Below are 20870 nucleotides of genomic sequence, written 5' to 3' on the forward strand. Positions count from 1 at the left end.
TCATCCATCCCTAAAGATGTACTGCGGTTTTCTACAAACATATTTAATTCATTAAATGTACCATCATCCAGTAAGTATTCTATTCTTTCTCTGGCGGTCTTTTTGTTCTTTTTATGCTGTTTTTCAATTCTGGCCTGGCCGCCACCAAGGCGAATCGTTTCTTTTTTATTTTCTAATGACTTTTCCCTATCTTCTACTGACATTATTATTCCTCCTTAGCAAGTGGGTCACATAATTCTAAGTTTATTTAATCGACACAATTAAGGATAGCAAAAAACTGACCACAAGTCAACTGAGATCATTAAATTATTAGCTAATGCAGATATTTAGTTCAATTTCACTCCTGCTTTCCCACTATAAATATTAAATCACTTCTCCCTGCAGCTTCGTTAAATTCATTCTAAAAGATTGTTCGCAAAAAAAAGCCCGGAAGCAAAAATTTCTGCTTTCCCGGGCTTTAAAAATCAATTTTTAACTTTTATAGCGAGAGGTAATAACAGTTAGATTTTGAGCCATCTCTGCCAGATCTTCTGCTGCTTTGACAATATCAATTGTAGAATGACTCTGTTCATCTGAGGCAGCTGCCACTTCTTCTGCTATCGAAGCAGATTCCCGGCTGATTTCTGAAATGTTTTCCACAGCCTGACTTACATTTTTACCTTTCCGCTTCATTTCTTGAGAATTATCAGCAATTTCATTTATAAAGTCACTTAAACGTAGAACCACTTTTTCAATTTCCACAAAAGTTTTTTCTGCTTTGGATACCGCCTGTGTGCTGGCCTTAACGCCCTGCTCAGACTGATCCATCATTTCTGTAGTGTGGCTGACTTTTTTCTGAATCTCTTTAATTAAATTATTAATCTCATCTGTGGCAGTTGAGGATTCTTCGGCCAATTCTCTTATTTCTTCGGCCACAACACTAAAACCACGACCTGCTTCCCCGGCCCGGGCTGCTTCGATTGCTGCATTTAGAGCCAAAAGATTAGTCTGATCTGCTATACCATTAATTATTTCAACAATTTTTCCTATCTGTCCTGATAATTCATCTAACTCTGTTACACTTTTTAAAACAGACTGCTGATTATCGACCACTACTTCTATCTGGTCTGCAGTAGTTTTAACAGCTTTACTTCCTTTATCAATTTCAAACCCAGCTGTTTCTGCTTCGGATTTAATAACTTCTGCTTTTTCTGTAATTGAATCAATTTTTTGATCAAGTTCGGACATGTTTTCTTCAGTTTGATTCAGCATATCATTTTGCTCTACAGTTCCCTGAGCCAGTTTTTTAATCGAATTACTTACTTCATCAGCAGATGCCGACATTTCCTCGCTACTTGCCGATAGTTCCTGGCTGGAAGCTGCCAGATTTTCAGCAATATCTGCTTCTTTTCTTACTGATTCCAGAAGATTAGTCTTCATCACTTTAAGTGCCTCTGCAATTGATCCGACTTCGTCTTTTCTGCTGCTGTATTTATTTAATGCCTCACTATTATCATCTCTAAGATCAAAATCTGAAAGCTTATTAATTATCGAAGTCAGTAATGTAATTGGCCTGGCCAGATAATTTGCAATCAAATAAGTTAAAACTAAAGAAATTAATAGAATTATAGCTCCGATTATTAAAAATTGATTTCTGAGCTCTAAATAAGAACTCCTAATATTATTAATATAGACTCCGGTTCCAATAATCCAACCCCAGGGTTCAAATCCCCTGACATAAGACAGTTTGGGTTCAACCCGACCTTCCTGGTCATAATACTGCCACTGATATTCTACAAAACCGGAACCATCCTTCTCTACCACTTCTACCATCTCACTAAATAAATATTTACCGTTCGGATCCTGAATCGAGCCAATATCTTCCCCTTCCAGGCTCTTGGAATAAGGATGCATAATCATTACCGGCTGTTGATTATTAATCCAGAAGTAATCCTGATCTCCCGGACCAAAAGTCATCTTTTCAACTGCGTCTGCAGCTCTACTTTGAGCTTCAGCCTGACTTAACTGACCAGAATTCTGCAGCTGATAATAATATTCTATAACTCCCAGGGCTGAATTTACCATCTCTCTAACCTGGTTTTCTTTTTCCTGATAAAGAGTGTTGCTCAGATTATTTAAAGAATAAAATCCTAAAGTTAAAACTGTTAAAATTACCAAAAAAACAATAAAACTAATCATTTTTTCTTTAATCCCAAATCTAATCTTCTGCACTAGCTCCAGACCTCCCAGTATTGCTGAATATTAATGGTGTTTTAATTTTTGATTATTATTATCTATAATTCTTTACCTTAGTTAATTTTCCTGCTTTAAACTTCAAAAAAAACTGCCCTATTAAGAGCAGTTAATAATAAATCAATATTTCAACTCAAAATCTACCTGGTTTGATAATTCTTCCTGAGCCAGATAGTGTTTCAAATTAGCCTTAAAGATTTCAAAACGCCGCTGATCATTAGTTGGAGAAAAACCAGAAGTATGAGGTGTTAAAATAACATTGTCCAGCTCCCATAACTTACTTGTTTCGGGTAGTGGTTCCGGTTCAGTTACATCAAGTCCTGCTCCAGCAATCCAGCCTTTTTCCAGAGCTTCAACCAGATCATCCTGTTTAATCAGAGAACCCCTGCCAATATTAATAATAAAGGCTGACTTTTTCATCATTTTCAATTCTTCCCTGCCGATTATCCCTTCTGTTTCGGGGGTTCCGGGAAGAGTCAAAATAACATAATCAGCCCGGCTGAGAAGTTTATTTAAATCCTTATTTAAATAAATCTGATCAACATAAGCAGGGAGTTCTGTCATTGTTCGTTTCAAAGCCAGAACTTGAGCTCCCCAGGCTTTAGCTCTCTCAGCAATCATAGTTCCTATATCACCAAGTCCTAAAATACCAACTGTGGAATTAAAGAAATCTTTAATTTCATTTTTGCGCTGCCACTTCTTTTCTTTTTTATCATAAGCATAATCAATTAAATTTCGGTTGTAGGCCATAATCATTGCAAAAACATGTTCTGCAATCGGCTTCCCATAAACTCCACTGGAATTTGTGAGCACAATCTCCTGATTTTGATAAATTTCCTTATTAGCATAACGGTCAACCCCTGCACTGGGCAGGTGCAGCCATTTTAAATTTTCAGATTTTTTAACTAAATCTGTTTTGGGCCAACCAAATACTATTTCACTTTTTTTAATTAATTCAGAATAATCGAAGCTTGATTCTACAACATCCAATTCTATTTCTGGAGCAATTTCTCGAATCTCTGCTTCTGCTGCCTGAGGCAGATCAAATATTTCATTTGTCAAGACTAAAATACTGCTCATTTTATACCTCCCTGTCTAGACTATCCTTCATTAGAAAATCCACTTACTTTTAGCTAAATTTAACTTTCCAGTTCTTCAATTTTATTTTTAATAATTTCCATAATTTCCACTACAGATTTTTGGCCTTCAATTCTTAAGACCGGACATTCTAAACTCTGCATCCATTCTTCGTGAGTTCGCTTATTTCTAAATTCTGTCTGATCATAGTCATATCTGGCAGCTGAATCTAAAAACTTCTGATGCCGCTCAAACATTTTGCCACCTGGCAAAACAGCACTGCCAAAACGTTTTTGTTCTCTACTCTTTAAACGCTGCAGCCTGACATTTATTGGAGTCCAGAGATAAATCACAAGATCAAACTCTTCTCTGAAGACATCTCCCCAGCCGCAAAAAGAACCGCTGATTAGCCAGCCTGATTCATTTTCAAGATCTTTTTTAAGCAGACGGCGTCTTTCTTCAATAGAGCGCAGGTGCTGATAAGGTGGATCTGTTGGCTTCCAGAAATAATTATCTGCATCAAAATGAGCTAGATTATATTCTTGACTCAGTTTTCTACCGATAGTTGTAGTCCCGGAACCCGATGGCCCCAGAATATGTATGTGGTTAATCATCTATCTGCTCCTTATTATAAAAATTGATTGCTCTTTAAAGTTATTATTCGATGAAGTTCATTAATTACCTGCTTTTAAAATAAAAGTGGACAGGTATCTGCCCACATTTATTAATAAATATTTCTTCTGTTCATGATAAGTCTTAATGACAGAAGTATTTCAATTCCCCCAATCGTAAAATATATGATATGCAGGGGATTAATTATTGCTCCCCCACCTCCAAATAAAGCTCCGATTCCTACAAAACATGTAAAAAAATCAATTGTTTCTTCATAATTTCCTTTCTTCTGGCTTTTCATTATTCCCTGGACTGATTAACTTTTTTCTCAACCAGATCTGTGTATTTTTCTGTGTCTTCAATATTTATTGGTGATAAGTAAACTCTTTTACCCTCTATTTTTTAAAATAACGCATTCATAAATTTCTCCACTTTATTGGTGTTTTTTTTATACTTTTACACTTTATATTGGTTTTTAAACAATAATTCTAATCTAATTATTTTAATTTAACAGCAGTTCCATAAGCCAGAATTTCGGCTGCTCCTCCCATTACCTGAGAAGTTGTAAAACGAAGATTAACTACAGCATCAGCATCCAGCTTTTTAGCTTCCTCCAGCATTCTTTTTAAAGCTTCCTCCCGTGCTTCACTGATCATTTGAGTATATTCTTTTACTTCTCCTCCAATTATATTTCTGAGACCAGCCATAATATCATTACCAATATGTCTGGCTCTAATTGTATTTCCTCGAACTAATCCTAAAACTTCAACAATCTCTTCCCCGGCAATTTCTTCAGTATTCACGATGATCATATCTTTCATTTTTCTTATCCTCCCTTCTTTCTTTAATCAAGGCAATCAAAATGACAATTAAAGCAATGATTATTCCAATTAAAGCGAGCTTAATCAAGGCTGGCAAGCCAGGATCGTAAATTATTGCCATAAATAAATGATAAACACCTGCTCCTAAAAGCAAAACAAGGCTGATATATAAAATAATGATCCCTATTTTTTTCAGCATAGTAACCCCCCTCAAACTTTTAATATTCTTTTAACTTATTTTTTATTTGCTGTAATAATTAGTGGAATCGAGCTTAATTCTCTGTACTGATCACCACCTGGACTTCCATATATATTTTCAACTATAAAACCTGCGGCTTTTAAATCAGCCTCCAGTTCACTTTTACAGAGGGGATAAAGTTCTATTTCATTTTCTGATAAAATTTTATCATCAAAGTGGTCAATTAATTTAGTTTTAAAATATATTATATTTTCTTTTTTATTATAGTCATAATTGCGCTCAAAACGAACAGAATCATCTTTGCTGTAAATCGTTGGTAAACCATCTAAATTCAACTCCAGAATGCGCTGATAATTAACTAGCTGGATAAATATTTTCCCATTTTCTTTTAATAATTCTGCTGCCAGAACTAAAAATTCTTTAATCTCTTTTTTTCGAAGATGGACCAGCACATTACCAATAATATAAATTCCGTCAAAACTGGCTGATTTAAATTTCTTTTTCAAATTTAACATTCCCAATCGATAAAACTCAACATCTGCTTTAGCTTTTACTTTTTTTGACTCTGCCAGCGAAATCATCTCTGCATCAAGATCAACTGCCTGAACCTTATAACCTCTTTCAGCCAGCGCCAGAGCATAACTGCCTGTACCACAACCAACATCCAGTAATTTGATGTTCTCTCTTTTCTCTTTCAGAACTTTAAATGTATTATCTATCAACTCAAGCTTTTTAGAATTGAGTGGGAAAATTTTATCATAGTTTTTACTGAATTCAGAATAAAAGTCCATTTTTATCATCTCCTGTAACATTTATAATTAAATTACTTATTACTTGAATTAGCTGTAACTTTAAAAAATCCTGCTTTTAAAAAAAGAAAAGCCCTACACTTTTAACTTTAGTGCAAGGCCAAAATAATGATTATGTTTTTAGCTGTTTGCCGGAATAGATCTTGCTTCAACTTCAAAATCTAAATCAGCTTCCGCTGCTTCCACTGCAATCATATAGCGCATCCTATCTTTAGCTTCTTCAATTTCCAGATTATCACAGATGTTTTCTTCAAGATAATCAATGCTTTTATTTAAGCTTTATATATATTTCAAGCTCATCTCTCCTTCCACTTATAATTATACCAGATTATTATTAGCACAACCTGTCAATTAGTGCTTTCTGCTGACAGATTTTACAAATCAGCAACCGGAGTTTTATCATCCAGCCAGCTTAACTCGGTATCCTGCATAAAAATATTGGGCCACCTCAACTCAGACTGAGGCCAGTCTTTATAATCCTTTATTTTTTGATAAAATTGATCTATTAACTTTTGATTCGGGGCACTCATTAATTGGTCAATAATTCCCATTAAATTAGTCGGCTTATTTTTAACTTCAGATAAAACTTTTAAAAACCACTTGTGAAAAGGATATAGGGTTTCATTTTCTGCCAGAATCAGCCGGCCTCCAAAAAGAACAAAATTGTTTACAGAGCGATTTAAAAGATACATATTATTATGTTTTATTGCCTCTTCAGCATACCATTTCCAGGCTTCGAACTGGGCGTAAAATCTAATCATTTTATCTCTTTTTTCTTTCTCCCATTATAGTCTTCAGTCGAAATTATAAAGAGCACATCTACATCAGAATCTTCTCTAGCATAACCATGGGCTATTGAACCACAAATTAAGGCAGCTTTTATTTCTGGATCTGCATTAATCTTTTCTTTTAAGTTTTCAATTGTTTTTGTATGATGTGTAAACATTTCTCTCCTCCAAATTAAATTTCATTTGGAACTAAATTAAGACTTTAATTATATAGATAATTCTCGCTGTTTTTTTAAATTCTTTTTTTAAAAATAAAAAAAACCTCTCTCAGCTGCAAACTAAAAGAGGTTTTTTCAAAGTAATTTAATTTTTATATTTCCCATCATTAATGTTTTCTCCAACATAACCACCATTCTGAACATTCGACTTCCCCCTGCTTAATTAGCTCTTTTCTCTTTTCAACATGTGACTTATTGTTTTCTGGATTCTTAACTAAGTCATAATCAAAAACCTGATTATCTGCCCAGTTAAGTTTAAATTGTTTCTTTTTAGCCATTTTCATCACTCCTTAATTTGATTGATATCAATTCTTAATTTTAATTATAGTAAAGTTGAGTAAACTTGTCAAGTATTAAATCAAAAAAAGAACAGTCCTGAGGACTGCTCAAATATTATTTTACCAGCAAAGAATAAGACATTTAGATAAATTTCTTTATCAGCCTTTAAAAGTCAAGCTGCTGAATTACTGATCAAGCTCTGTCAGTACAACACCAATTAAGCCAGGACCGGTATGAACTACCATGACTGGACTGATTTCACTAAAACAGGTTTCCTTGACCTGAGACAGTTCTTTAAACCTGTCCAGAAGACCCTGTCCTTCTTCTTCAGCCGCTGCATTCATTACATCAACAACATATTCCCTGCCTTCCTGTAGTCGATCTTTGATTATGGAATACATTTTTTTCAGTGAGCGCTTGCGTCCTCTAACTTTTTCAAAAGTAAAATATTCACCCTCATCATCAATGGCAATTATCGGCTTAATATTTAAAAACTCGGCAATTGTTCCAGATATTTTACCAATTCTACCACCTTTTTTAAGATATTTAAGGGTTTCTACTACAAAAAAGACCTCAATTTTATCTTTCTTAGCCTCAACTTTTTCAATAATCTCAGCAAAGCTTAATTCTTCCTTTTCAACTAAAGAATTTGCATAAAGTACCAGTCTACCCAGCCCCTTAGAAAGCATCTTTGAGTCAATTACTTCTACCTCTATTCCTTCAATCTGATCAGCAACCATCATACAGTTGCTGTAAGTTGCAGACAATCCACTGGAAATATGAATAGAAATAATATGAGTATAACCTTCATCCTTTAGCTCATTATAAACATCCATAATCTCCTGAGGAGAAGGCATAGATGTAGTTGGTATCTCACGCTCAAAACTCTCATAAACTTCTGCTGGAGTGATATCAACCCGATCATGAAACTGCTGGTTACTGTAAATAACTTTTAGGGGGATTGATTTAATTCCAAACTTATCTAAATCATCCCTGGTTAAATCAGAAGTACTGTCTGTTACAACTGCAATCTTTTCCTTCATAATTATTTCTCCTTTATTTAATGTCATTAAGACAACAATTTACTTAACAACTATTATTATAGCAGACTTTAATACTTTTGGGCAAATTGCTGATGATAATTTACCACACAATTTCCCCCATCATTTTTACACCTGTAAACTGCTTTATCAGCTTTATCAATTAAATCTTCAATACTTGCTTCAGCCTTTAAGGTCACTGTTCCAATACTGCAGGAAACTTTGAGTTCTTCTTTACCTTCAATTACAATCTGATTAATATTCTCACTAATTCTATTTGCAACCTTATTAGCAGCATTTATATCAGTAGCTGGAAGACCGATAATAAATTCATCTCCACCATATCTAGCAAAAAGATCAAAATCTCTTATCATCTGATTAACAGAGTTACATATTGCTTTTAAAACCTGATCTCCAACAAGATGACCAAAATTATCATTGATAGATTTAAATTTATCTACATCAAACATAATCACTGATAGGAGATTATTATTTTCAACCGCTCTATAGAATTCCTCATTCAATAGGTCGAAAAAATGCTGACGATTTAAAATACCCGTTAATCCATCTCTAGTTGCCCTTTCCTTATACTGCTGGCCTCTAATTCTTTCGGTAATGTCAACACAGCTGCCCACAAAGCCAGAAAAATTACCAGCTTCATCGTAAAATGGAGCACCAGAATCATCTATCCAGCGATATTCTCCGTCAAAACGTTTTAGTCTGTAAACCATTTGAAATTCTTTTTGCTCCTTAAAATTTTCCAGATAAATCTCCATACAGCGTTCCTGATCATCAGGATGAACTCCTTCAAACCAGCCATCCCCAGATTCATCACCTAAACTGCGCCCACGAAAATCCAACCAGGTCTGATTAAAATAGTAGCATTTTCCATCCACACCAGAGACCCAGATTAAATTGGGGGTATTTTCTACAATTAATTTATACTGTTCTAACTCCAGGCTCATAAGCTCGTCTCCCCTCTACTCAAAATATAAAATTACAAATATTTAACTTAATTATACTATTTTTGCAGGTTAATGTACACCTTTCATGCTCACCTACCGTTTACTCGTTATTTTTTGTCGAAAATTAAAATAAAAACAGCTCCAATTCTCGTTTAAGAATCAAAGCTGCCCCATAGAATTATTATAAAATTTATTTTCTTAAATTACTGATAATTTCTTCAAATTCTTCTCTGGAAATTTCACCCTTCGCATAGCGTTGACGAGCTATTTCTTCTGCATCATCTCGATGATTACTGCTTAACTGCTGATCATTATAGCTAGAATAATTATCTCTTTGACTGTAATTATTATTTTCATTACTCTTCTGAACAATAAAATAAATCACTGCAGCCAGAATAATAAACCAGAAAAACATCATAAAACCTCCACCTCCCCAGAATCTATCAAATCCCATATGTCCAAATCTACCCATCGGACCAAATCTAAACATAATATCACTACTCCTTATTTATACTTAAGTATTTCTTTTTAATTATATCATAAGGGACAAATGTGAAGGAAATATGAATTTTTTGTTAATAATAAAAATATAACCACTTGGTTAATTGGAAAATATTGGTTCCGTTAACGGTAGGCACCCGTAAAATAATCCACGCCAGCCTGAAAAAGTCTCTGGTCTTTTTTACCGCTAATATTTTTAGCTACATTATTTCCAATTCGCTCCGAGTGTCCCATCTTACCAAAAACTCTGCCATCTGGACTGCAAATTCCTTCTACTGCAGCAATTGAACCATTTGGATTATAAGGGATCTCCATTGTTGGATTTCCTTTTAAATCTACATACTGAGTAACAATTTGTCCATTCTGCTGCATCTTTCTGAGTTCAGCTGGTTCTGCTACAAAACGACCTTCTCCATGAGAAACCGGAATTGAATGAATATCTCCAACTTCTACATTGGCAAGCCAGGGAGAATTTGTAGAAACAATTTTTGTATTTACCATCTGAGAAACATGGCGGCCAATTGTATTATAAGTCAGGGTTGGTGAATCCTCAGTTAAGTCTCTAACCTCACCATAGGGTAAGAGTCCAAGCTTAACCAGAGCCTGAAAACCATTACAGATTCCAAGCATTAGACCATCTCTATTATTTAGCAGCTCCATTACAGCCGCTTTTATTTGCGGATTTCTAAATACTGCGGCAATGAATTTTCCAGAACCATCTGGCTCATCTCCTGCACTAAATCCTCCCGGCAGCATTACAATCTGTGAGTTACTGATTAAAGCATCCATCTTTTCAATTGAAGCTTTTATCTGTTCTGGCTCTAAGTTTTTAAAGATAAAAGTTTCAACTTCAGCTCCAGCCTCTCTAAACTGACGCGCTGTATCATATTCGCAGTTTGTTCCCGGAAAAACAGGAATTAAAACTTTAGGTTTAGCAATTTTTACCTGTGATTTAAAACTCTGCTGACTCTGAAAATAGTCAAGGTTTAATAATTCTTTTTCTACTTCTGGCTTGACTAAAGCAGCAATCTCATCCTCTGGCACCTCAGTTTTATAGATTTTCTCCAGCGGCTCTTCCCAACTTTTAAGTGCTTCGGCTATTGAAATTTTAATTCCATCAATTTTAATTACTTCTTCTTTGATGGTCTCTCCAATCACTTTAAAATCTAAGTCATTAAACAGTGTTTCTGGCTCAAAAACTGCTGGGACTTCTAAAATTAGAGCTCCATATTCTGGTGAAAATAACTCTTCCTGGCTCAGTTTTGCAGTAACTTTAGCTCCAATTTGATTACCAAAACTCATCTTTGAAATTGCTTCTGCCAGCCCTCCAATTGTAATTGCTGAAGCCGCTAAAATTTTTCCTTCAGAAATCAATTTCTCAACTCTGCTGTAATTCTTTTTTAGTCTAGCTATATCCGGCATTTCAGCTTCATCCCGATCAACCGGAAGGTAAATCAACTTACTGTTCTCTCTTTTGAACTCAGGTGAAACTACATTATTAACATCAACTGTGTCTACAGCAAAAGAAACTAAAGTTGGAGGTACATCAATATCTTTAAATGTTCCGGACATACTGTCCTTCCCACCAATTGCAGGCAGCCCAAAATCTTTCTGAGCTCTGTAAGCTCCAAGCAGGGCACCAAATGGCTTGCCCCAGCGCTCCGGATCATTTCTCAAACGCTCAAAATATTCCTGGAAAGTGAATCTGATTTTAGAATAATCTCCACCGGTGGCCACAACTTTAGCAACTGATTCAATTACTGCATATAAGGCTCCGTGAAAAGGGCTCCAGGTTGTTAAAATAGAATCATAACCATGACTCATAATTGTTCCCGTTGTCGTTTCTCCCTCCAGAAGAGGAATTTTGGCTGTCATTGCCTGGGTTGGAGTCAGCTGATATTTACCACCAAAAGGCATTGTTACACTGCCTGCTCCAATTGAACTGTCAAACTTTTCGATCAAACCTTTTTGACTGGCCACATTGATATCAGCAAGATTCTGCAGCCACTTATTTTTTAAATTTTCCGTTTGCGATAGGCGCTTTACTGCAGCATTTTTGAAATAATTTTCAGCTGCTACTGGCTTTGAAACTTTAACCTCAGTTTTTTGAGTTGCTCCATTTGTATCTAGAAAGGCCCGGCTTAAATTAACAATCTGATCATCATTCCATTCCATAATTAAACGATGGTGATCCTTAACCTCTGCTACCACTGTGGCTTCCAGATTTTCCTCTGCTGCCAGCTGAATAAATTTTTCCACATCCACAGCCTCAATCACAACCGCCATTCTTTCCTGTGATTCTGAAATTGCAAGCTCCGTTCCATCTAAACCCTCATATTTTTTGGGTACAGCATCCAGATTAATCTCCAGTGCATCAGCCAGCTCACCAATGGCAACCGAAACTCCACCAGCACCAAAGTCATTACAGACCTTAATCTTTTTGCTGACCTCTGGATTTCTAAACAGGCGCTGAATCTTTCTTTCTGTGGGAGGGTTACCTTTCTGTACTTCCGCACTACTTTCTTCTATTGAATCCTCAGTCTGGACCTTAGATGATCCGGTTGCACCACCACAGCCATCACGTCCTGTTTTACCTCCTAAAAGCACAACTATATCTCCCGGTAGAGCCTCACCACGCACTACATTTTCTTTTGGTGCTGCTGCAATCACAGCTCCAATCTCCATATGTTTGGCCAGATAACGCTCATTATAAATTTCGTTTACCATCCCAGTTGCCAGTCCGATCTGATTTCCATAAGAACTATAGCCATCGGAGGCTTCCTGTACAATCTTCTTCTGCGGCAGTTTACCTTCTAAAGTCTCTTCAATCGGGGTCCTGGGATCACCAGCTCCAGTAACCCGCATCGCCTGATAGACATAAGAGCGTCCGGAGAGTGGATCTCTAATCGCACCTCCAAGGCAGGTTGCTGCTCCCCCAAAGGGTTCAATCTCAGTGGGATGGTTATGGGTCTCATTTTTGAACATTACAAGCCAGTCTTTATCCTGACCATCAACATCTACACTCACTTCAATACTGGCAGCATTTACTTCATTTGAAATCTCCAGATCTTCTAATTTACCTTCCGCTCTTAATTCTTTCATGCCCAGCAGAGCAATATCCATCAGGCAGATATCTTTTTCCTGAGCCTGATAAAGCTTCTGGCGGCCATTTAAATACTCCTGATAAGCTTTTTTAACTCCCTTAGTAAACTTACTCTCTTCTATTTCGACGTTTTCAATTTTTGTTAAAAAAGTTGTGTGGCGGCAGTGATCTGACCAGTAAGTATCAAGGACTCTGATTTCTGTAATTGTCGGGTTTCTTTTTTCTTCATCCCTAAAATATTTCTGAGTATGTTTCAAATCTGCTAAGCTCATTGCCAGACCAAGTTCAGCTAATAGATCTTTTAAGCCCTGCTTATCAGCTTCAATAAATCCGGCTACAGTCTCTACCTTTTCCGGCACTTTATACTGCATTTCCAGATTGGCTGGCTTTTTGAGTGCTGCCTCCCGCGAATCAACCGGGTTGATATAATAGTCTTTAATTCTATCTATCTCTGCTTTACTTAAATCTCCCTTCAAAATAAAGATCTGAGCCACCCTGACAGTTGGTTTTTCATCATCATTTAAAATCTGAACACACTGCTCAGCCGAATCAGCCCGCTGGTCATACTGTCCCGGAAGATATTCAACAGCAAAAATTTCTGTCTCAGCTGCAATTTTAATCTCCTCCTGATAGATTAGATCAACAGGCAGCTCAGCTAAAATTGTCTCACAGGCTTTCTGATAGGCTGAATCAGAAATATCTGTAATATCATAGCGGTTAAGCAGCCTGAGACCTTCTAAATTATCAAGAGCAAGACTCTCTCTAAAATCATGCAGAAGCTCCTCAGCCTCTACATTAAAACCTTCTTTTTTCTCAACAAAAACCCGTCTGATCTTATCTGACATTTTAAGCGCCCCTTTTTCAAAATTTTTATATAACTGCTAAAGACTATCTTAATGAGTGACTCTAAAAAATTATTAGTATAACTTGTTGAGTATTTTGATTAAATTAGCTCAAAAAACACGATGTTTTTTGCTGACTGCACAACAGGAAGTTGTGATCAGGAAGGTAAGCTAATTTAATCAAAATATGAAACTTAGTTATTCTTTGATTTTTTAATGGAGAGATATTAATTTTCTTATTTAGAATTAACTCTTATAAGAACAAAAACTCCCTTGCAATTTAATTATAGAATGATACAATTGAGAAGTAAAATTAATAATACTAATACTATTAATAAGGAGTGCTAATCAATGGCCTTAAATTATGAATTATATAAAGTATTTTATCAGGTAGCCCGCGATTTAAGTTTTTCAAAAGCAGCTGAAAAACTCTTTATTTCCCAGTCAGCAGTCAGTCAGAATATAAAAAATCTAGAAAAAGAATTAAAAACTGATTTATTTATTAGAAGCACAAAAAAAGTACAGTTAACTGAAGCAGGCAAAATACTGTTCGAACATATTGAGCCTGCTTTTAATTTAATTGAAAATGGAGAGAAAAGTATCAGAGAAATCAATTCACTGGAAAGAGGGGAAATCCATATTGGTGCCAATGATACAATCTCCAAGGATTTTTTGCTTCCCTATTTAAAAAAATATCACCGTCTTTACCCGGAAATACAGATTCAGATTACAAATAGAACCTCCAGCACCTGTATTGATCTCCTGCAGCAGAACAAAGTTGATTTAATTATCAGCAATCTTCCCAATCCAAAAATTACTGACCAGATGGAATCTCAGGAAATTTACAGCTTTAACGATCTCTTTATAGCAGGCAGTGAATTTAAAGACTTAAGGAAAAAAGAAATTAAACTAAAGGAATTAAAAAATTATCCTCTCTTAATGCTGGAATCTAAAACTACAACCCGGAGATTTCTGGAGAATGCTTTAAATAACCTGAACATAGAAGTTGAGGCTGCAGTTGAACTTGGGAGTATTGACTTACTAATTGAAATGACAAAAATAGGTCTTGGTATTGCCCTGGTACCCGAATACTGTCTCAATCTCAAACAAGAAAATTTATTTGAGATTAAAACAAAAGAAAAACTGCCAGCAAGAAAACTGGCAGTTATTACAAATAAAGATATTCCACTTTCTAAAGCTGCAGAAAAATTTATCGAACTATTCGATTCTAAACCAAATTTAACTGGGTAAATACTTCATTTACAACTTCAGTTAAAAATAAGTCTACCAGTTCAGGGTCAAATTGGCTGCCAGCACAGTGTTCTAATTCGGTAAGAGAATATTTGATAGAATAGGCTTTTTTATAAGAACGTTCATTAGTCATCACATCAAAAGAGTCTATAATAGTGATTATCCTGGCAATCAGAGGAATTTCTTCTTTTTTTAATCCCTGCGGATATCCCTGACCATCCCATCTTTCATGATGAGCTAAAACACCTTCCGCAACTTCATTTAGATGGGGGACTGTTTTTACTATCCTGTAGCCAATCTCCGGATGTGTTTTGACCAAATTAAATTCTTCCTGATCTAATTTTTCAGCTTTTTTTAAAATAGACTCAGGAATGGCCACTTTACCAATATCATGCAGTTTAGCCAGCATTGAAAGTTCATCAAGCTGATATCTGCTCAGTCCTGCTTTTTTCCCCAGCAGTATTGCCAGAGTATCCATTCTGGAAGCATGATCTTCTGTTTCAAATGATTTAACCTGCAGCGTAACCAGCATTGATTTTATAATATGGCTTTTAATACTATAATTTTCGGTTAATTTATTTAGATACATATTTTCTGTAGCCTTGTCAATTACTGCAGTGAGATTAGCCTGAATGTTATCTGAAACTGCTGCTCCAGCACCTATACTCAGCTGAATTTTTTCTTCATATTTTTCTTCCGATTTTTGTTTTATCTTTTCCATTACCGCCTCTGTTTCTAAAAGGTTTTTATCAGGCAGGATTATTAAAAACTCATCGCCTCCTGTTCTGAGTAAAAAATCTCCAGCATTGGTAGCTGACTCTATAATTTTTGATATTTTGATAATTATTTGATCTCCCAGCTGATTGTCGAAAGTTTCATTAATCAACTTCAGATTATTGATATCTAAAACTATAATCCCGGCGGCATTACATGTTAAAATTTCAGAAGTCCCCAATAAATTATCACTTAAAAATCTTCGATTATAGAGATTAGTTAAATCATCATGGTAGAGCATATATTTAATTTTTTCTTCTTTTTCTTTCTGTTCAGTTATATCTTTAATTATATAAATCCAGGTATCAGCTTCCTGATAAGGCATCTCTTTAGAATTTATTAATAACCAGACTTTTCTCGTACCTGACTGCAGCTGCAGCTCATAGTTTTTTAGTTCAGAATTGGATTCAAGTATTAATGCTTTTAATTTAGAGTTGGAATTGATTAAAGTCTCAATCTCACCACCCAGAATTTCTGCTGTATAGGGATTTGAATATCTGAGGGTTCCAGAATTAACTACTATAATACCAACAGGACTATTTTGCACAATCAGATCATATTTTTTCTCTGCTTGTTTAGAATAAAACCTTAATTCCAGTAACTTTTTTATTTTTTTAAGAAGTACAGATTTGCTGATTGGAATTTTGATTATTTCATTTAAATTACTGATTAGCTTCTGTTCGTCAAATTTAAATTTTTCTTTTCTGCTGACAACAAGCAGAGGCAGCAATAACGGCCTTTGTTTTTCTATGATTCTACTTATTAGCTGATTTTGATTGCTGTAAAAATAATAATCAGTTATAATCAGGTCTATTTCCTGCAGACTGCTCAGTTGATCAAGACTTAAAATATCATAGTATTCATTCAGCATTTCTCGAAGGAGTTTACAGTCTTTCTGATTTTTCATCAAAATAAGCAGTTTATCTTTTTTCACTATTCTCACCTGAGCTTAAATCGATAATATCACCAGTTAATATTCCCTGTAAATTAGTTAGAGGTTTACCAACTTCGATTCCATATTCTCCAATTTTAAATTCTCTTAAATACCGTTCAAAACCACTCAGACGTTTTTTAAGTACACCGATTGTCTTTTTCAGTTTACTTTCATATTCATAATAATTTAGAATAATAATATTATCTGCCAGGTAACTGATTCCAAATCCAGTTGCTTTAAAATCTCCAATAATATTTGTGACTTCATTATTAATCAGTACTGTAACTCCCATTTTACTTAAATATTTATTTAAAATGTGGAGCTGTCTAATCTTATCATTATCTGAACTTTTTTCGGGAAATGCCATTTTATAACCTGCCAGACTGTCGATTAAAATAACGTCTATCCCTTTATTTTCGACCTTTTTTTTGACCTTATTTAAAAATTCGGTCGGGGTAAATTTAAGTGGATTAATTTCTTCGATTTCTAAAACAGAATTTTTTAACATATCCTTAATTGGTATTTTAATAGCCTGACAGCGTTTAATAATAGTGTCCGGAGATTCTTCAAAAGTATAAATGATTGACTTTTCTCCTCTGCCAGCCGCTTCTTTAAGATACTGAATACCCAGAGTAGTTTTACCAACTCCTGTTGGGCCGCTAATAATAGTAATAGTTCCTTTCTCTAAACCACCATTAAGCAGCTTGTCCAGGCTGGGAATTCCAGAAGCTAATTTTTTCTTTTCTGTTTCTACCTTTTGTTTAACCGGAATAAAATTGGGATAAACATGAACTCCATCATTTTTTAATTTCAGGGAATGTTTACCTGATAAATAATCTGAACCTCTTAATTTGGATACATAAAAGTAACGTTCATTATCTTCACTGCTCAAATTAAGCACTCCATCAACAACAAACTGCAGATCTCCATCTGGATTATCCGGTGTCGATTCTGAAGCCAGCAGAAAGGCAGCTTTTTTTTCAGCCACAAATTTAATTAAAGATAGAATTTCTTTTCTAAACTTAAATTTATCATTACTTAAATAGGAAAGATAGGTAGCACTATCCAGGAAAATTCTATCGGGCTGAACCGATTCAATTTTACTGACAATTTTATTGATCAGGGGAGTTTTTTCAACTTCCTGAGCACTGAAAATATTGTATTCTTCATCTTTACGAAAAAAATCAGAAGATGGACTTAATTCCAGAAAATGAACATGCTGCAGATCAAAATTCCTTTTTTCAGCATCGGCTTTAATTTTTTCTACTGATTCCCCCAGGGATATAAACAAACTATTTTGCTGCTGACTATTAATTAGAAACTGCAGCCCGAGCGTTGTTTTACCACTACCTGGTCCTCCCCGAACCAGGTAGGATCTATTGGCCTGCAGTCCACCTCTTAAAACATTATCCAGACCTCTGATACCAGTTTTAATTAAATCCATAATAAACCTCCTCCGACTATTCTTCAAACGATTATTCTTCGAAATCTATAAAGTCAGCTTCAGAAGTATTATCCAGTTCTTCTGGATCCAGATCTTTAAGATCAATATTGTTATTTGTAATAAATTTAGAAACCAGTCTGTATAATCTCTGTTATTCTTGACTTAATTTTTCACTATCATCAGTAATATCTTCCACCAGTTTTGCGTTCTTTTGCGTATTATTATCTATTTCCAAAATAACTTCCTGGATTTCTTCGGTTGCCGAAGCCTGTTCATTGATCGACTCTGATATTTCATCAATTGTTTCGGAAGTCTGGGCAGTAGTTTCAACAATTTCAGTCAGATTTTTACCAGTTTTATTAATCAGCTTATTTCCATCTTTAATTTTTACTATGATGTCATTAATTATATTTTCGATCTCCCCGGCTGATTTACTTGTCCTTTCAGCCAGATCTCTAACCTCAGAAGCAACAACAGAAAAACCTCTGCCTGCTTCCCCCGCTCTTGCCGCCTCAATTGCAGCATTTAGAGCTAAAAGATTAGTCTGGGAAGCAATTTCATTTACTGTTCCTATAATTTCAGCAATCTGCTGACTGCTTCTGGTTACATCAGCCATTGAATCGATAGTTTCATCAACAATCTCAGAACCTTCCCGGACAATCGCTAAATTTTTCTTGCCGGACTTGCTGGCTTCTTCAGCGCCGGCTGCTACTTCCTCAATTGAAGCTGTTATCTCTTCCATATTTGCTGAAATTTCCTCCAGAGCAGATGCCTGATCCACTGTTCTATTTGATAAATTTTCGTTTTCTCTAGAAATCTTATCTGCAGAACTGCTGACATTTCTTGATATATTTTTAGCACCATTAATTATATCTTGTAAGGATTTTATTGTATAATTTAAATCTTGAGCAAGCCTCCCAATTTCATCTTCTTTATTTATTTCAAGCTGCTGTCTCAGATCATTTTCTTCTCTAATTTTGTTTAAAACATCCCGCATTTTAGTAATGGGTTTAGAAATAATTGTTTTTATCATATAAAAGCTGGTAAACAGGGCCAGTAAAATAACTATCACAAGTAGAGTAATATTCTTCTGCAGTAAATCATTTATAGGAGCTGCAACTTCACTTTGATCTACTTCTGAAACTAAAGCCCAGTTTAATCCATCCATATTTAAAGATGCAAAAGCACTATATACTTCTTCTCCACTAAAATCTGTTGTTAACTCAATTCCTCTATCTCCTTTTAAAGCGTTTTTTACTGCTTCTGTTTCTACCCTATAATTTAAAAATGTATCTTCTTCAATAAAACTTGTATTAGATCTCATTAAATAGTCAGATCCTACTAAAAAAGTCTTTCCACTTACTTCTTTAAGTTCTTTTTTTTCCATAATAGCATTTATCTTCTCGCTCGGAATTTGTAGGGCCAGAACCCCCTGAAAATTCTCCTCATTATAGACAGGCATTGAAATAAATCCAGCTGCTCTATCTAGAGGTTCGTAATAAGCAAAGTCAACAATAGCTTCTCCTTTTATTCCCTGTTTAAATGCTTTAGCCAGAATACTATCTTTGTAAGGACCATTATTCAAGTTAGTATTTAAGTCTTCAGTTCCGGCGGTTGTATACACCAAATTTCCTTCTCTATCCATTAAATAGGTATTTCCCCAACCGAATTCTTCTTGAAAAATACTGATCTGCTGATTTATTCTAAAATTAATGCTATTGCTAAAGACACTGTCACCAGTTCTCCCCTGGTCCTGAAGCTGATCCAGATTTTCTTTAATTAGATCATTTTCCCGCAGTAGTCTCATTTCTGCTTTCAAATTAGAAAATAATTTTTTTATTTCTGAAAGCTTAGAATCTCTTACTACTGTCAGCTGTTCTGTCATCTGGTTCTGGGCCAATTTTAAAGAATCTGTATAGCTAATATATGTAGTTACCAGCAAACTCATAAAAATTATCAGTAAAAATATAGTTATTAATTTATTGCCGACACTCATTTTTTTTAATGGATTTTTCATTATTTATCTATCCCCCTATTTTTTGATAAGAATTACTGCCAATTTTTCTCCAGCTGTGATTTTTATGGTCAGTTAAATCAATAGATTCAGAATGCCCCAGTACAAGGTAGCCAGAATCATTTAATGCCCTGTAAAATTCTTTGATCACTCTCTTTTTATTTATCTCCTTAAAATAAATTAACACATTTCGACAAAAAATTATGTCGAATTTTTCTGAATTTTTTTGCGAAAAGGAACTATTAAGGTTTAATTTTTTGAAAGTAACTTTATCCCTGATCAGATTTTTTATTTTATAATATCCACTATATTTACCAACCCCTTTTTGAAAGTATTTATATACATATTTTGAATCAATTCGGTTTATTTTATTTTCATTATAGATCCCCCTTCTGGCAATATTTAGAACTTCACCATTAATATCTGTAGCCAGAATCTCAAATTTTAGATCTCTATAAGCAAGCAGCATCGCTATAGTATAAGGTTCTTCCCCGGTAGAACAACCTGCACTCCAGATTCTAACCTTATTTTTATTTTCTCTAATCTCTGGAATAATACTTCTAAAAAGCAATTGAAAGTGAAATTTTTCCCGAAAAAATTTAGTGTAGTTGGTTGTTAATAGATTAAATAAGATATTTTTTTCCTCAGCAGTATTTTCTATATAACTAACATACTGTTTAATCGTTTTCAAATTAAGCTCATTAATTCTTTTAGAAAGTCTCAGATCGAGCATACTGCCTTTATCAGCCGAAATTGTAATACCAATCTCTGCTGCCAGAATTTTATTTAATAAATCAATATCTTCTGCTTTTATCTTCAATAGATTATTGCCCCCTTAGAACTATGTTTAGATTATAACTCATAATTATTACTATTACCATAGATTATGCAATATGTGTAAATTAAAGAAATATAAATACTTTTTTTCTATTTTAAGCAACAATTACACAAATTGAGTAGATATTAG

19 protein-coding genes are annotated in these 20870 nt (G+C 34.7%); 1 reads left to right on the forward strand and 18 read right to left on the reverse strand.

The window, feature by feature from the left end:
* From C7958_RS14455 to C7958_RS14520, 14 genes are all read right to left on the reverse strand, one after another.
* Positions 1–203, reverse strand: a 203-nt coding sequence (locus C7958_RS14455) for a carboxyl transferase domain-containing protein (protein WP_279586194.1), incomplete at its 3' end; no start/stop codon positions are given.
* Between the two features lie 268 nt (positions 204–471).
* Positions 472–2211, reverse strand: a complete 1740-nt coding sequence (locus C7958_RS14460; protein WP_111573378.1) for a methyl-accepting chemotaxis protein — start codon at positions 2209–2211, stop codon at positions 472–474.
* A gap of 141 nt (positions 2212–2352) precedes the next feature.
* On the reverse strand, positions 2353–3312 hold the full coding sequence (locus C7958_RS14465; RefSeq protein ID WP_111573379.1) for a D-2-hydroxyacid dehydrogenase: 960 nt from the start codon (positions 3310–3312) through the stop codon (positions 2353–2355).
* Positions 3313–3371: 59 nt separating this feature from the next.
* Positions 3372–3923, reverse strand: coding sequence for an AAA family ATPase (locus C7958_RS14470; RefSeq protein WP_111573380.1), 552 nt, complete (start codon positions 3921–3923; stop codon positions 3372–3374).
* A gap of 495 nt (positions 3924–4418) precedes the next feature.
* Positions 4419–4733, reverse strand: a complete 315-nt coding sequence (locus tag C7958_RS14480) for a heavy metal-binding domain-containing protein (protein ID WP_111573402.1) — start codon at positions 4731–4733, stop codon at positions 4419–4421.
* The gene (locus tag C7958_RS14485) at positions 4714–4941 is read right to left on the reverse strand and encodes a hypothetical protein (RefSeq protein ID WP_111573382.1); all 228 of its coding nucleotides are present in this window, start codon (positions 4939–4941) and stop codon (positions 4714–4716) included. The genes C7958_RS14480 and C7958_RS14485 overlap by 20 nt, the downstream gene beginning before the upstream one ends.
* A gap of 35 nt (positions 4942–4976) precedes the next feature.
* Entirely contained in the window at positions 4977–5732 is a 756-nt protein-coding gene (locus tag C7958_RS14490) for a class I SAM-dependent methyltransferase (protein WP_111573383.1), read from the reverse strand.
* 392 nt (positions 5733–6124) lie between these two features.
* Positions 6125–6511, reverse strand: coding sequence for a hypothetical protein (locus tag C7958_RS14495; protein WP_111573384.1), 387 nt, complete (start codon positions 6509–6511; stop codon positions 6125–6127).
* Complete coding sequence (locus C7958_RS14500) at positions 6508–6696, reverse strand: nucleotidyltransferase domain-containing protein (RefSeq protein WP_111573385.1); 189 nt, start codon at positions 6694–6696, stop codon at positions 6508–6510. The genes C7958_RS14495 and C7958_RS14500 overlap by 4 nt, the downstream gene beginning before the upstream one ends.
* Before the next feature lie 167 nt (positions 6697–6863).
* Positions 6864–7034 carry a hypothetical protein gene (locus C7958_RS15700; RefSeq protein WP_166668563.1) on the reverse strand — a complete coding sequence of 57 codons (171 nt, stop codon included), beginning with the start codon at positions 7032–7034 and terminating at the stop codon, positions 6864–6866.
* A gap of 186 nt (positions 7035–7220) precedes the next feature.
* Positions 7221–8078, reverse strand: coding sequence for a DegV family protein (locus C7958_RS14505; protein ID WP_111573386.1), 858 nt, complete (start codon positions 8076–8078; stop codon positions 7221–7223).
* A 68-nt stretch (positions 8079–8146) separates the two neighbouring features.
* Positions 8147–9040, reverse strand: a complete 894-nt coding sequence (locus tag C7958_RS14510; protein ID WP_111573387.1) for a sensor domain-containing diguanylate cyclase — start codon at positions 9038–9040, stop codon at positions 8147–8149.
* A gap of 190 nt (positions 9041–9230) precedes the next feature.
* The gene (locus tag C7958_RS14515) at positions 9231–9530 is read right to left on the reverse strand and encodes an SHOCT domain-containing protein (RefSeq protein WP_111573388.1); all 300 of its coding nucleotides are present in this window, start codon (positions 9528–9530) and stop codon (positions 9231–9233) included.
* Positions 9531–9664: 134 nt separating this feature from the next.
* Complete coding sequence (locus C7958_RS14520; protein WP_111573389.1) at positions 9665–13489, reverse strand: phosphoribosylformylglycinamidine synthase; 3825 nt, start codon at positions 13487–13489, stop codon at positions 9665–9667.
* A gap of 348 nt (positions 13490–13837) precedes the next feature.
* Between C7958_RS14520 and C7958_RS14525 the strand changes: the two genes are divergently transcribed.
* Positions 13838–14737 carry a LysR family transcriptional regulator gene (locus tag C7958_RS14525; RefSeq protein ID WP_111573390.1) on the forward strand — a complete coding sequence of 300 codons (900 nt, stop codon included), beginning with the start codon at positions 13838–13840 and terminating at the stop codon, positions 14735–14737.
* Here C7958_RS14525 and C7958_RS14530 read toward each other — a convergent pair.
* The 4 genes from C7958_RS14530 to C7958_RS14545 all read right to left on the reverse strand — a co-directional run bounded on the left by C7958_RS14530 (position 14715) and on the right by C7958_RS14545 (position 20723).
* On the reverse strand, positions 14715–16445 hold the full coding sequence (locus C7958_RS14530) for an HD domain-containing phosphohydrolase (RefSeq protein ID WP_111573391.1): 1731 nt from the start codon (positions 16443–16445) through the stop codon (positions 14715–14717). The genes C7958_RS14525 and C7958_RS14530 overlap by 23 nt on opposite strands.
* Positions 16432–17889 carry an ATPase domain-containing protein gene (locus tag C7958_RS14535; RefSeq protein ID WP_111573392.1) on the reverse strand — a complete coding sequence of 486 codons (1458 nt, stop codon included), beginning with the start codon at positions 17887–17889 and terminating at the stop codon, positions 16432–16434. The genes C7958_RS14530 and C7958_RS14535 overlap by 14 nt, the downstream gene beginning before the upstream one ends.
* Before the next feature lie 151 nt (positions 17890–18040).
* The gene (locus C7958_RS14540; protein WP_111573393.1) at positions 18041–19906 is read right to left on the reverse strand and encodes a methyl-accepting chemotaxis protein; all 1866 of its coding nucleotides are present in this window, start codon (positions 19904–19906) and stop codon (positions 18041–18043) included.
* 7 nt (positions 19907–19913) lie between these two features.
* Positions 19914–20723 carry a CheR family methyltransferase gene (locus C7958_RS14545; RefSeq protein ID WP_111573394.1) on the reverse strand — a complete coding sequence of 270 codons (810 nt, stop codon included), beginning with the start codon at positions 20721–20723 and terminating at the stop codon, positions 19914–19916.
* Positions 20724–20870: the final 147 nt, after the last annotated feature.

The sequence above is a fragment of the Halanaerobium saccharolyticum genome (assembly GCF_003259895.1).
Lineage (GTDB): Bacteria > Bacillota > Halanaerobiia > Halanaerobiales > Halanaerobiaceae > Halanaerobium > Halanaerobium saccharolyticum_A.